The organism is Pseudomonas sp. AF32 (genome assembly GCF_022342325.2).
Lineage (GTDB): Bacteria > Pseudomonadota > Gammaproteobacteria > Pseudomonadales > Pseudomonadaceae > Aquipseudomonas > Aquipseudomonas uvaldensis.
The window spans coordinates 17770-31283 of the sequence record NZ_RQJK02000002.1; the positions used below are offsets into that span (position 1 = coordinate 17770).

11 protein-coding genes are annotated in these 13514 nt (G+C 61.0%); 1 reads left to right on the top strand and 10 read right to left on the bottom strand.

Translation table 11 applies throughout. The features are described 5' to 3' along the window. Positions 1-56 precede the first annotated feature (56 nt). The 10 genes from trpE to EGM97_RS02395 all read right to left on the bottom strand — a co-directional run bounded on the left by trpE (position 57) and on the right by EGM97_RS02395 (position 12439). The gene (gene trpE, locus EGM97_RS02350; protein ID WP_238962334.1) at positions 57-1538 is read right to left on the bottom strand and encodes an anthranilate synthase component I; all 1482 of its coding nucleotides are present in this window, start codon (positions 1536-1538) and stop codon (positions 57-59) included. 71 nt (positions 1539-1609) lie between these two features. Continuing rightward, a complete protein-coding gene (locus EGM97_RS02355; protein WP_238962335.1) occupies positions 1610-2428 on the bottom strand; it encodes a phosphoglycolate phosphatase in 819 nt (272 codons plus the stop codon). Continuing rightward, positions 2425-3099 (bottom strand): ribulose-phosphate 3-epimerase, encoded by a 675-nt coding sequence (gene rpe / locus EGM97_RS02360; RefSeq protein WP_238962336.1) that lies wholly within the window; start codon positions 3097-3099, stop codon positions 2425-2427. The genes EGM97_RS02355 and rpe overlap by 4 nt, the downstream gene beginning before the upstream one ends. Before the next feature lie 78 nt (positions 3100-3177). After that, positions 3178-4326 (bottom strand): iron-containing alcohol dehydrogenase, encoded by a 1149-nt coding sequence (locus tag EGM97_RS02365; RefSeq protein ID WP_238962337.1) that lies wholly within the window; start codon positions 4324-4326, stop codon positions 3178-3180. A 203-nt stretch (positions 4327-4529) separates the two neighbouring features. Next, positions 4530-5354 (bottom strand): ABC transporter permease, encoded by an 825-nt coding sequence (locus EGM97_RS02370; RefSeq protein WP_238962338.1) that lies wholly within the window; start codon positions 5352-5354, stop codon positions 4530-4532. A gap of 13 nt (positions 5355-5367) precedes the next feature. Further along, positions 5368-6615, bottom strand: coding sequence for an ABC transporter permease (locus tag EGM97_RS02375; protein WP_238962339.1), 1248 nt, complete (start codon positions 6613-6615; stop codon positions 5368-5370). A 202-nt stretch (positions 6616-6817) separates the two neighbouring features. Then, positions 6818-7861, bottom strand: a complete 1044-nt coding sequence (locus EGM97_RS02380; RefSeq protein ID WP_232776593.1) for an ABC transporter substrate-binding protein — start codon at positions 7859-7861, stop codon at positions 6818-6820. A gap of 49 nt (positions 7862-7910) precedes the next feature. After that, positions 7911-9035 (bottom strand): ABC transporter ATP-binding protein, encoded by a 1125-nt coding sequence (locus EGM97_RS02385; protein ID WP_238962340.1) that lies wholly within the window; start codon positions 9033-9035, stop codon positions 7911-7913. A gap of 260 nt (positions 9036-9295) precedes the next feature. After that, positions 9296-9925: a response regulator gene (locus tag EGM97_RS02390; RefSeq protein ID WP_053156383.1), complete on the bottom strand. Its 630-nt coding sequence runs from the start codon at positions 9923-9925 to the stop codon at positions 9296-9298. Between the two features lie 117 nt (positions 9926-10042). Then, entirely contained in the window at positions 10043-12439 is a 2397-nt protein-coding gene (locus tag EGM97_RS02395; protein ID WP_477788773.1) for a PAS domain-containing sensor histidine kinase, read from the bottom strand. A 74-nt stretch (positions 12440-12513) separates the two neighbouring features. Here EGM97_RS02395 and EGM97_RS02400 point away from each other — a divergent pair, with 74 nt between their 5' ends. Continuing rightward, positions 12514-13509 (top strand): alpha/beta hydrolase family protein, encoded by a 996-nt coding sequence (locus EGM97_RS02400; protein ID WP_238962342.1) that lies wholly within the window; start codon positions 12514-12516, stop codon positions 13507-13509. Positions 13510-13514 lie beyond the last annotated feature (5 nt).

Genomic DNA, 13514 nt, shown 5'->3' on the forward strand with positions numbered 1-13514 from the left:
AACTGCAGATGCCTATGGTGAGCAGGCTTGTTTCCTCACCATAGGCATAAAGGGTTTCAGTCGCTCGGCGCCTGCTCGGCCAACGCTACCGCGCGGAACATCGCCCGGCGCTTGTTCAGCGTTTCTTCCCATTCCAGCGCCGACACCGAATCGGCAACGATGCCTCCGCCGGCCTGTACATGCAGTTCGCCGTTCTTGATGACCGCCGTGCGAATGGCGATGGCAGTGTCCATGTTGCCGTTCCAGGCGAAATAGCCGACGGCTCCGCCGTACACCCCCCGCTTGACCGGCTCCAGCTCATCGATGATTTCCATCGCCCGAATCTTCGGCGCGCCCGACAAGGTGCCCGCAGGCAGGATCGCTCGCAGGGCATCCATCGCCGTCAGCCCGGCCTTCAACTGCCCCGTGACGTTGGACACGATGTGCATGACATTGGAATAGCGCTCGATCACCATCTTCTCGGTGAGCCTGACCGAACCGACTTCCGAGACCCGCCCGGTGTCGTTACGGCCCAGGTCGATCAACATCAGGTGCTCGGCGATCTCCTTGGCATCCGACAGCAGATCCTCTTCCAGGGCGCGGTCAGCCTCTTCCGTGGCACCACGAGGACGCGTGCCGGCAATGGGTCGAACCGTGATCAGGTTGTCCTCGACCCGCACCAACACTTCCGGTGAACTGCCCACGACATGGAAATCGCCAAAATTGAAGAAGTACATGTAGGGCGTCGGATTGAAGCAACGCAGGGCTCGATACAGATCGATAGGCGCTGCCTTGAAGTCGATGGACATCCGTTGCGACGGCACCACTTGCATGCAGTCACCGGCCAGGATGTATTCCTTGATGGTATCGACAGCCCTTTCGTAATCGCCCTGGGTAAAACTTGAGCGGAATACCGGATCGGTCGCCGCCTGCTTGCTGAAATCCAGCCCGGGACGAGGCGTGATCGGTTGACGGAGCTTTTCCAGTAGCGCCTGCAGGCTTTTTTGACCTTGCTCGTAGGCATCTTCACGAGATGGATCGGCCAGCACGATAGCGTGCATCTTGCCAGCCAGGTTGTCGAAGACCACCACCGCGTCGGACACCATCAACAGAATGTCAGGCACGCCCAACGGATCCGGGTTCGGACAAGTGCCCAGACGCTTTTCCACGTAGCGCACGCAGTCGTAGCCGAAGTACCCCACCAGCCCACCGTTGAAACGCGGCAGGCCAGGGATGGTCGGCACGTTGTAGCGGGCCTTGAACGATTCAACGAAGGCCAACGGATCTTCGACCTCCATGCTTTCGATTTCGACGCCATCATGGGTCACGCTGATGCGATGATCATGAACCCTCAGTACCATGCGGCACGGCAGGCCAATAATGGAGTAACGCCCCCATTTCTCACCGCCCTGCACCGACTCGAGCAGGTAGGAGTTGGGTTGGTCGGCCAGCTTGAGGTAGATCGATAACGGCGTGTCAAAGTCGGCCAGGGTTTCGCAGGCAAGCGGGATACGGTTATAGCCGGCAGCGGCCAGGCGCAGGAATTCTTCGCGAATCATGAGGGTGCCTCGTAGCAAGAGGAGCTGATAGTCAGGTGTGCAAACGCGCCGGATGACCGGCCAGGATCACGTCAGGCGCGCCAACGCCACCGGGCCAGGGCCTTCATGACTTTCATCCAGAGTTTGCGAGTGACCACCACGATGGCGTTCCCAGAAGAGGATTGGACAGCGTCGGGCAACGTTATCTCAGCGGCCGGGTCCAGGCAACCGGGAATTAGCAGGCGCAAGTCGTCGATGACCAGCGTTGGAGACTCTTCGGCGATCGGTCGGCCAGGGTTGTAGCCGTAACTCAACCCGACACACTTGACCCCCGCCGCTTTCGCCGCCTGCACATCAATGAACGAATCACCGACGAACAGCGATTGGGACGCCGGGATATTGGCCATTTTCATCACGAAAAACAGCGCCGCCGGGTCGGGTTTGCGCTGCGGCAAGGTATCGCCGCCTATGATCCAGCGAAAATAGCGACCGATCTTCATCTGATCCAGCAACGGCGCCACAAAGCGCTCCGGCTTATTGGTGATCAGCGCCATTTCCACGCCCTGCTTTTGCAGCCACTTGAGGGTGGAGCGTACGCCAGGATAGACCACCGTCAGCTCATGACTGCCTTCGTAGGCTTCGTTGAACAACTGCAACGCCTGTTCGGCCTCGGCGTCCTCAACACCCTGGGCATCGATGTTGTTGGCCAGCGCCCGGCGCACCAGCGTGGGCGTACCGTTGCCCACCCACTGGCGCACCGCATCGAGCCCGGCCGGCGGACGCCCGAGCGCAAGCAGCATGTGATCCACGGCCGCCGCGAGGTCTGGAAGCGAGTCGATCAATGTTCCATCGAGGTCGAACATCACCAGACGCGGCAGGGTGCCGGGAAACAGCTGCTCGAAACCGCTCATGGGCGTGCCAGGGCCAGTTCGGCACGCATTTTCTCAATCACTTCTTTGTAGTCGGGAGCATTGAAGATCGCCGAACCCGCGACGAAGGTATCGGCGCCGGCCGCGGCGATTTCACGAATATTGCCCACGTTCACACCACCGTCGATTTCCAGGCGGATATCACGCCCCGAAGCATCGATCAGGGCACGGGCTTCGCGCAGTTTGTCGAGGGTGCCGGGAATGAACTTCTGCCCGCCGAAGCCAGGGTTGACGCTCATCAACAGGATCATGTCGACCTTGTCCATCACGTACTTGAGCACATCCAGGGGCGTGGCCGGGTTGAACACCAGGCCAGCCTTGCAACCGCCCTCGCGGATCAACTGCAGGGACCGGTCGATGTGCTGCGTCGCTTCGGGGTGAAAGGTAATGTAGGTGGCACCGGCTTCGATGAAGTCGCCGACGATGCGATCCACCGGGCTGACCATCAGGTGCGCGTCGATGGGTGCGGTGATGCCGTATTTGCGCAGTGCCGCGCAGACCATCGGGCCGATGGTCAGGTTGGGCACATAGTGGTTATCCATGACATCGAAGTGCACGATGTCGGCCCCGGCGGCCAGAACGTTATCCACTTCCTCCCCCAGGCGGGCGAAATCGGCGGAGAGAATCGACGGAGCAATAGCGAAGGGCTGCATGACGCACCTGTTTTGAGCGAAATCACGATGGCGCGCATTGTATACCTCAAGATTTGGCGCGCCCACCGTGGCCGACGATCAATACGCTGCGCGGTAGATCTTCTCGATATCGGCGGTGCTCAGCTTACGCGGGTTGTTGCGCATCAACCGCTCGATCCCCGCCGCTTCCGCCGCCATCGACGGGATCACGTCCTCCGTCACGCCCAACCCGCTCAAGCCCTTGGGAATTTCCACGGCGGCACACAGCGCCGTCATCGCCTCCACGGCTTCGTCCGCCGCTTCGAGATCACTCAGGTGAGAGGTCCTTACCCCCATCGCTTCGGCGATATCGCGCATGCGCTCGACGCAGGCCAATTTGTTCCACGCCATGACATAGGGCAGCAACAACGCATTGGCGACGCCGTGGGACACATGAAAACGGCCTCCCAGGGGATAGGCCAGCGCATGCACCGCTCCAACGCCTGCATTACCGAACGCCATGCCGGCCATCAGGCTGGCGGTGGCCATGTCCTCACGGGCCTGCAGATGGGAAGGATTACAGAAGGCTTTGGGCAATGCCTGGGTGATGAGTTTGATGGCGCCGATGGCCAGGGCATCGGTGATCGGCGAAGCGTTGAGCGACAGATACGCTTCGATGGCGTGTACCAGCGCATCGACACCGCTCGACGCTGTCACGCCGCGCGGGCAGGTGAGCGTCATCTGCGGGCTGACCAGCGCCACGTCCGGCAACAGGTAATCGCTGACGATGCCCTTCTTCAGTTGCGCGGCCTTGTCGGACAGGATCGCCACGTTGGTGACTTCCGAGCCAGTGCCGGCCGTGGTGGGGATGGCAATCATGGGCGGCCCTTTGCGCGGCACCTGATCCACGCCGAACATGTCTTCCAGCTCGCCGTGGTAACCGGCGTAGACACCCACGCACTTGGCAATATCGATGGCGCTGCCGCCGCCCAGCCCGATCAATCCGTCATGACCGCCATCGCGGTAGGCCTGCATGCAGTCCTTGACGATGGCGATTTCCGGGTCCGGCATGACTCGGTCGAAAATCTCGTAATCGCGCCCGCCCAAATGTTGCAGCGCCAGCTCCACGGTACCGGACCTGACCAGCGCGGCGTCGGTGACGATCAGCGGATTATCGACATCCAGCCGCGTGAGCTCGGCTGCCAGTTGCTCGATGGCAGCGGCACCGGTGATCAATTTGTGAGCGATCTTGAATGAGGAAAGACTCATGTGCGCGGCCTCTTGTTCGAGTATGGGCTGGCACAAGGATAGCTCGGTATTGGAGGTTGTTCCGTCATTCAGCTCATGAATGCACCACTAGCCGACTGTGGGAGCGGGCTTGCTCGCGAATGCGGTGTGTCAGTCGACATAAATGTTGAACCTGCCACCGCATTCGCGAGCAAGCCCGCTCCCACACGGATCGGTGTATGGCTTCAGGCCTGGGTTGTGCGCAGCTTCTCACTGCGCCCGCGCAGCCATTCCAGTGTCAGCAACAAGATCACCGAGAAGGCAATCAGCAACGTCGCCGCCGCTGCGATGGTCGGGCTGAGGTTTTCGCGGATGCCGCTGAACATCTGCCGTGGCAGCGTGGCTTGTTCGGGGCCGGCCAGGAACAGGGTCACCACTACTTCATCGAACGAGGTCGCAAAGGCGAACAATGCTCCAGAGATGACACCCGGGGCGATCAACGGCAAGGTCACGCGACGAAACGTCGTCAGTGGCGAAGCGCCAAGGCTTGCCGACGCCCGCACCAGGTTGTGGTTGAATCCCTGCAAAGTCGCCGAAACGGTAATGATGACGAACGGTACGCCCAGCACTGCATGAACCACAATCAGCGACAGGAAGCTGTTGCCCATCCCCAGCGGTGCGAAAAACAGGTAGCTGGCGACGCCGATGATCACCACCGGTACCACCATGGGCGAAATCACCAGGGCCATGACCAGCGACTTGCCCGGAAAATCGCCCCGGGTCAGGCCGATGGCTGCCAGCGTGCCGAAGACCATCGCCAGCACCGTTGCCGCTGGCGCCACGATGATGCTGTTCTTCAGCGCCCGCATCCATTCGGCCGAGGCAAAGAAGTCGTGATACCACTGCAACGAAAAGCCTTGCAATGGATACACCAGGAAGCTGCCGGAGTTGAACGACAATGGAACGATCACCAGCACCGGCAAGATCAGGAACAGCAAGATCAGCCCGCAGAGCGTGCGCAAGCAGTAGAACCACACCCGCTCAACGGGGGACATGTAAGGACTTACCATTTTCGATCTCCCCTCAGCTCAGGCGCAGGCGACTGGCGCCCACCAGCCAGCTGTAAATCAGATAAAGCACAATGGTCGCCAGCAACAGCAGGCCACCGAGCGCCGTGGCCATGCCCCAGTTGATGCTGGTGTTGGTGTAGAACGCGACGAAGTAGCTGACCATCTGGTCGTTCGGGCTGCCCAGCAACGCCGGGGTGATGTAGTAGCCGATGGCAAGGATGAACACCAGCAGGCAACCGGCGCCCACACCGGCATAGGTCTGCGGGAAGTACACCCGCCAGAAACTGGCGAACGGATGGCAGCCCAGGGAAATCGCCGCTCGCATATAAGTGGGAGAGATGCCCTTCATCACGCTGTAGATCGGCAGGATCATGAACGGCAACAAGATGTGGACCATGGAGATGTAGACACCCGTGCGGTTGAACACCAGCTCCAGGGGTTTATCGATGACTCCCATGGCCAGCAAGGCGCTGTTGATCAGCCCGCCCGACTGCAACAGCACGATCCACGCCGCCACCCGCACCAGGATCGACGTCCAGAACGGCAGCAGCACCAGGATCATCAACAAGTTGCTCTGGCGCGACGGCAGGTTCGCCAGCAGGTAAGCCAGTGGATAGGCCAGCACCAGGCAAATGGCGGTAATCACCAGCCCCATCCAGAACGTACGGGCAAAAATATCCAGGTAGATCGCCTGGTCGGGGGTGGCCGTGGCCAGTTCGCCGAGGTCGTCGATGCGATGATCGACGGCCGCCAGCAGGTAATACGGGGTGACATGACTGGTATTGCGACGAATCACCTGCCAGTACGCGGGGTCGCCCCAGCGTTCGTCGAGGTTTTCCATGGCTTCTTTATAAGAGGTCGGCTCGCTGGCGAAGGGCAGCGAACGAGCGGTCTTGGTCAACAAGCTGCGATAACCAGCCAGTTCCATATTCAGGCGCTTGGACAAGTCACCCAAGGTCTGATTCTTGCGGGCATCGGCCAAGTCTTCACTGGCGGCCTTGTACACCGGCTCCCCAGGCAGCCCGCGTCCGTCCCACGCGGCTACCGCCGCCACGGTGCGCGGCATGGCACTGACCACTTCGGGGTTACTGACGCTTTTGAACAGCAGGGCCACGATCGGCACCAGAAACACCAGCAACAGAAACAACACCAGCGGCGCGATCAAGGCCTGTGCCTTCCAGCGGTTGACCCGCTCGGCGCGCTTGAGCCGCTGCTTCAGGGTGGGGCTGGTGCCCGCGTTCAGTGGAACGGCGATGGCCATGGCGAACTCCGGAAATCTTTTTATCGTTACAAAGGCGGCCTACCGCCTCTGTTCTTTTGCAACACCCGAACCTGCAGCAGAACCTGTGGGAGCGAGCTTGCTCGCGATAGCGTAGTGTCAGCCAACATCAACACCGAATGTGCCGCCGCCATCGCGAGCAAGCTCGCTCCCACAAAAGGTCTCCCAAGTCCCCGTCCAGCAGTTACTTCGCAGCCCAAGAGTTAAAGCGCTGCTCCAGTTGCTCGCCGTTGTCAGCCCAGAAGCTGACGTCGATCTGCACCTGGTTGGCGATGTTTTCCGGAGTGGTCGGCATGTCTTTCAGGACGTCCTTGGACAACAACGGTACGGCCTGGGTGTTGGCTGGGCCGTAGGCGATGTTTTCCGAGTAGGTCTTCTGCTGCTGCGGAGCGACCGAGAAGGCGATGAATTTTTTCGCCGCTTCGGCACGGGCCTTGTCCAGGCCACGTGGAATGGCCCAGGCGTCGAAATCGTAGATGCCGCCGTTCCACACCACTTTCAGGTTGCTTTCCTTCTGTACCGCGGCGATCCGGCCGTTGTAGGCCGAGCTCATGACCACGTCACCGGAAGCCAGGTACTGGGGCGGCTGGGCGCCTGCTTCCCACCACTGGATGTTCGGCTTGAGTTCGTCGAGCTTCTTGAACGCACGATCCTGACCATCCTTGCCGGCCAGCACTTTATAAACGTCCTTCGGCGCCACGCCGTCGGCCATCAAGGCGAATTCCAGGGTGTACTTGGCGCCCTTGCGCAGGCCGCGCTTGCCTGGGAATTGCTTGGTGTCCCAGAAGTCAGCCCAACTGGTCGGCGCGGTTTTCAGCTTGTCGGCGTTGTAAGCCAGTACGGTCGACCACACGAAGAAACCCACGCCGCAAGGCTGGATGGCACCCTTGACGTAGTCTTCGGTCTTGCCGAACAAGGCCGGGTCCAGTTGCTCGAACATATCTTCGTCACAGCCACGGGACAGCTCCGGCGACTCGACTTCCACCAAGTCCCACGAAACGCTCTTGGTGTCGACCATGGCCTTGACCTTGGCCATTTCGCCGTTGTATTCGCCAGCCACGATCTTGCCGTTGCCAGCCGCTTCCCACGGTGCGTAAAAGGCTTTGACCTGAGCCGCCTTGTTCGCCCCGCCGAAAGACACCACGGTCAGGTCCGGGCCCGCCGCCATCGCGCTTGCCGCACCCATCATGCCCAGGGTCAGGGCGGTGAACTTCAGGGATCTCAACATTTATTGTTCTCTCCACGTGCAGGGTTGGTGTGTTGATACAGGGGGGCGATCAATTCGCCTCTAGAAGTGGATCGAGCGCACGCACGTGCTCGACCTGCCAGCCAAGCGGAACCACGTCGCCGACGGCCAGCTCGGGGTCGAGCTCGGCAATCGGTTGTTTCACGAAGAAGTCGCTCTTGCCGCAGACTTCCAGGCGAACCCGGACGTGGTCGCCCAGATAGATGAATTCCGCCACCCTCCCTGAGAAGCGGTTGACACATTGTTCGCTGGCGCCGTTGAGGCTCACCCGCTCCGGGCGAATCGACAGGGTCACCGGCTCGCCGGGCTTGCCGACGTTCACCGCCAGTGCCTCGACCTTTTCACCGCGCCCCAGCTCCACCAGGCAGCGGTCGCCGGTGTGGCTGTGCAAGCGCCCGCTCAGGCGGTTGTTCTCACCGATGAAGTTGGCGACGAAGGTATTTTTCGGCTCCTCATAAAGCGTACGCGGCGGCGCGATCTGCTGGATCTCGCCCTGGTGGAATACCGCCACGCGGTCAGACATGGTCAGGGCTTCGCCCTGATCGTGGGTCACGTAGACCACTGTCACACCCAGCCGCTGGTGCAGATGCTTGATCTCCATTTGCATGTGCTCACGCAGCTGCTTGTCCAGCGCACCAAGGGGTTCGTCCATCAATACCAACTGCGGCTCGAACACCAGGGCACGAGCCAGGGCCACCCGTTGTTGCTGGCCGCCGGACAACTGCGCCGGGTAGCGCTGGGCGAACGTGTCCAGTTGGACCATGCTCAAGACACGCTTGACCCGATCGCCCACGTCACTTTTGTTCAACCCCCGCACAGTCAGCGGGAACGCCAGGTTCTCGGCAACGGTCATGTGGGGGAACAGGGCATAGTTCTGGAACACCATGCCGATGTCGCGCTTGTGGGGAGGCACGTTATTGATCGCGCGCCCGGCCAGCTGGATCTCACCGGCGGTCGGTGTTTCAAACCCGGCGAGCATCATCAGGCTGGTGGTCTTGCCGGAACCGGACGGTCCGAGCAGGGTCAGGAATTCGCCTTTGCGAATGTCCAGGTTGAGATCCTTGACGATCAGGTTCTCGCCATCGTAGCTCTTTTGCACACCACGAAAGCTGACCAGCACATCGCTGGTCCCCGCGCTTGAATCAACCTGGCTCATACCCGCACCTTTTGTATTGATGACTGCTTGTGAATCAAGCCTAGTGGAGCCTGCTCCCCGCGCAAATCGGGGCGCAGGAGAGAATCGCCTCAGCCGGATGGAAGCGTCGGGGTAGGGAACGCCCTACAAGGATGGCGGGATTGGATAAAAGCAGCGGCAAGCTTCGAGCGGCAAGCAGCAAGCTTGGGGCAAAAGCGGGCTACGGGTGTGTCGCAAACAGGTATGTCGACACGTTTTCCCTGAGGGGACGGGGACAGAGCTTAGAGTAGCTTATGCTCCATCGCGTACTTCACCAGCTCCGCCAGCGAGGTGACGTTGAGCTTCTGCATCAATCGAGCCTTATGTGTGCTGATGGTCTTGCTGCTCAGGGCCAGTTGCTGGGCGATATCGTTGACGTTGGCGCCTTGGGCAAGGCGCTCGAAGACCGAGAACTCGCGCTCGGACAACAGCGAATGCAGCGGCCGGGTGTCGGTCAGGCCGACTTCGAAGACCATGCGGTCGGCCAGGTCCGGGTCGATGTAGCGGCCACCGGAGGCGACCTTGCGAATGGCCATGAGCAGCAAGGCCGGGTCGCTGTCCTTGGTCGCGTAGCCGGCGGCGCCGACCTTCAGCGCCCGGGCCGCCATCTGTGCCTCATCGTGCATCGACAAGACCAGGATGGCGGGCGGGTTGTTCAGCGCACGGATCCTCGGGATCGCTTCAAGGCCGTTGACCCCCGGCATGGAAATATCCAACAACACCACTTCACAAGGCACGTGCCGCAGGGTTTCGAGCAGTTGCTCGCCATTGCTCGCCTCTCCCGCCACCACCATATCCTTCGCCAGACCGATCAGTTGCTTGATGCCTTCGCGGACAATGGTGTGGTCTTCGGCTACCAGTACACGAATCACTTTATTCTCCAGACTCAGAATTTATCGCGAGCAGGCTCGCTCCCATATAGGGTGATGCCCGCAAGATATCTGTGGGAACGAGCCTGCTCGCGATAGCCACCAGACACCGCAAGAACATCAGGCCTCCTTCAACGGCACTCGCACCACCAGGGTAGTCCCCTCCCCCGGCTCACTCTCCAGGGACAACTGCCCGCCCATGATCAACACCCGCTCGCGCATGCCGACCAACCCAAAGGACGTCGGCCGAGCCGCATCTGCAATAAATCCTACACCGTCATCGCTGACCGTCAGACACAATTCATCCTCTTCCTGGACCAGAGTCAGCTCCACGGTATGGGCCTGGGCATGCCGCATCACATTAGTCAGCGCCTCTTGAAGAATCCGGAACAGCCCGATGGCCTTGGCATCGCTCATAGGTGGCAGGTTGTCCGGCACCTGCACCAGGCACGGGATTTGTGTACGCGCTTCGAAACGCCGGGCCTGCCACTCGATAGCCGAGGCGATACCCGCATCGAGAATCGGCGGGCGTAGCGCCGTCGCCACGTCCCGCACCAGTTGGAACAGCTGGGCAATCAGGCGCTTCATACTGTTGAGGCGTTCCTGCAGGCCCGGATCGAGCTGCCCATAGGCCAGTTCGCACATGGACGTCTCGAGCTTCAATACCGTCAGCATCTGTCCCAGCTCATCATGGACCTCTCGGGCAATGCGGGCCTTTTCCTCCTCCCGGACGCTTTCCAGGTGCGCTGACAACTCGCGCAGTTGCTCCCGGGAACTGGCCAGTTCCAGTTCAATGCGCTTGCTTTCGGTGATGTCCCAGACGATGCCATCCCAGACATAGGCGCCATCTTCGAGACGCCGGGTGATGGCCTTGATTTCGGCCCAGCGCTCACGGCCTTCGCGGGTCAGGATACGGCCTTGCCACGACCAGTCACTGTCACTGTCCAGCGCCAAGTCCTGGGGGCGGTGATAATCGGCCTTGTCCTGCGGATGCACCAGACTGCGCAAGCCAGTGTCGCTTCGGGCGAGGGTCGCCGGGGAATAGCCCACCAGGCTTTCGCTGCCTTCGCTGATATAGGCGAAGTCGATCTGCCCGGTCACGGGCGCCCGCTCCAGGCGAAAAACCAGGCCCGGTACGTTGGCGGCGATACCTTGCAGGCGCGCCTCGCTTTCACGCAACGCTGCCAACGCCTTTCGGCGCTCGGTGACGTCAGTGAGGTAAACCACCAGGTACTCGGCATCGCGAAAACGCAGGAAGCTCAAGGACACATCGGCTGGCAGGATACTGCCATCGGCCCGCACGCATTCGGTTTCGAAACTCTGTGGCCCCTCCTCACTGGCTCGGGCGCGTTTCCACAGATTCAACCAACGGTCCATGTGCAAGCCCGGCTCGAAATCGATCAAGGGCCGGTCGATGATCGCGCCCGATGCATAGCCGAGCATCGTTTCGGCAGCGCGGTTGGCATAGCGCACATGGCTGTCCCAATTGACCCAGAGGATGCCCACAGTGCTTTGATCAATGGAAAACTGCGTCAGGCGCAGGGCTTCTTCGCTGGCGGCACGTTGGGCAATGTCTTCACGGGCGCTACGCAGGCGACGTTCCAGTTGACGTTGCTGGCGACGCTGCCAGAACACAATGGCCACGCTGCTCAGCAGCATGACCAACATCAAAAGGGTCAAGTTCTGCCAAAAACCCGGCGTCTCGGTCAGACGCGGATACTTGGGTTTGAGCCAGCGACTGTGCAACTGCTCCAGGTCCCTGGCCGGAATCGCCTGCAGGACGCTATCAACGATTCCGGCCAACTGCGGCCAATCACGGCGGGTAGCGACCCGTAGCAGTTGCGGCAGACCGATATCTCCCACCACCACCAGCCCCGAGAACTCAGGCTCGACCATCAACCTCCCCAGCTCGGCCTCATCGACCACGGCGTAACGGGCCTGCTGGCTCAACAGCAGCTGCAAGGCCTGACGCTCCATGGGCACGCCTTGCAGATTCAGCATCGGATAGTTACCGCGCAGATAATCGGCCGTGGCGCTGGGCATGCGCACCGCGACCCGGGTCTGGGCGTCGAGCTTTTCCAGTTCCACCCCCTCGGCGCCCTTCTGCTCGCCAACGATCAGTTGCGGCACGCGCATGTAGGGGTCGGAAAACTGCCAGAGCCTGAGACCGCCCGGCGTCTGGGTCAGGCCCGGCGCTATATCCACCTGCCCCTCGCGTACCGCCGCCTCCAGTTGCGCCACGTCCTGGAAGTTGCGCCAGATCAGTTCGACGTTCATTGCCTTTGCGAGCCAGTGCATCAACTCGACGTTGGTCCCGGATAAGCGCTGAAGGCGCCGGTCGTATTGTGCGTAGGGTGCCTGCAACACCAACCCGACGCGCAATTGCGGATGTTGCGCCAGCCATTGGCGCTGCTCCGGATTCAAATGCGAACCATGCACCGACGGTGCGGGGGCGGCCCACGCCATCAAGGGGAGCCACAAACAGCCGATAACCCACAGGCAGCAAAAACGCATCATTGAATTCTCATGCACTGACAAACACTGACCAACCCATTAGGCTGCCGGAAATACTTCTGGTCATGGAATATCCAATGTCCTTTGTTTACCGCCTGGCATTGCCAGCATTGTGCCTGTCGCTGATCCTGCCGAGTGCGTTTTCTGTACAGGCCGAGGAACCCGCTCCCACCGCCGCGGACCAGCCTGCCGGGGAAAAACCCGTCGAACGCCAACCCTTGCTCGAGCGTAGCCAGGAAGAAGCCGCGGCACTTGAACGAAAAGTCCCGATCCAGGAACAGCAACAGCTACAAACCGGCAGCGATGCGTTCCTGGCCCTCTGGAAACCGGCCAACACCAGCGATCCCAAGGGTGCAGTCATCATAATCCCCGGCGCCGGCGAAACAGCTGACTGGCCTCAAGTGATTGGCCCTCTGCGTAAAAGATTGCCGGATGTCGAATGGAGCAGCCTGAGTATCACGCTGCCAGACCTGCAAAGCGATGTCATCGCACCGCGCACAGTGGAAACGCCCCCCGAGACCAAGCCGGCCGACACGGCTGCTGCAGCCCCGGACGCCACCACCGCAGCCCCGATCGAACAGGTGGCAGGCGGCGAAGCGGACGCGGTCGACCCGGTCATCGCTGAAACCGACGAAGAACATGCCAAGGCCGACGCCGAGCGCATCTTCGCTCGCATCGATGCCGCACTGGCCTACGCCGAGCAGCAGAGTGCGCGCAGCATCGTGCTGCTCGGCCATGGCACGGGGGCCTATTGGGCGGCGCGCTACCTCAGTGAACAACAGCCTTCGCAGATAGAGCGTTTCGTGATGGTCGCCGCGCAGACCCCGATTGCGGCCAAACCCGGACTGGCAGAAATCACGCCGACCCTGAAACTGGCCACCGCCGACATCTTCTACATGGACAAGCCCTTGGACCGCAACGCGGCGCTGGAGCGCCTGCAAGGAAGCAAACGTTTGAAAGGTTCGACGTTCAGCCAGGTGTCCCTGAAAGCCCTGCCCAATGCGTCGGCGCAGCAGGAGCAACTGTTTCGACGGGTTCGGGGCTGGCTGAATCCGCAAAGCCCTGAGAATTGAATCCA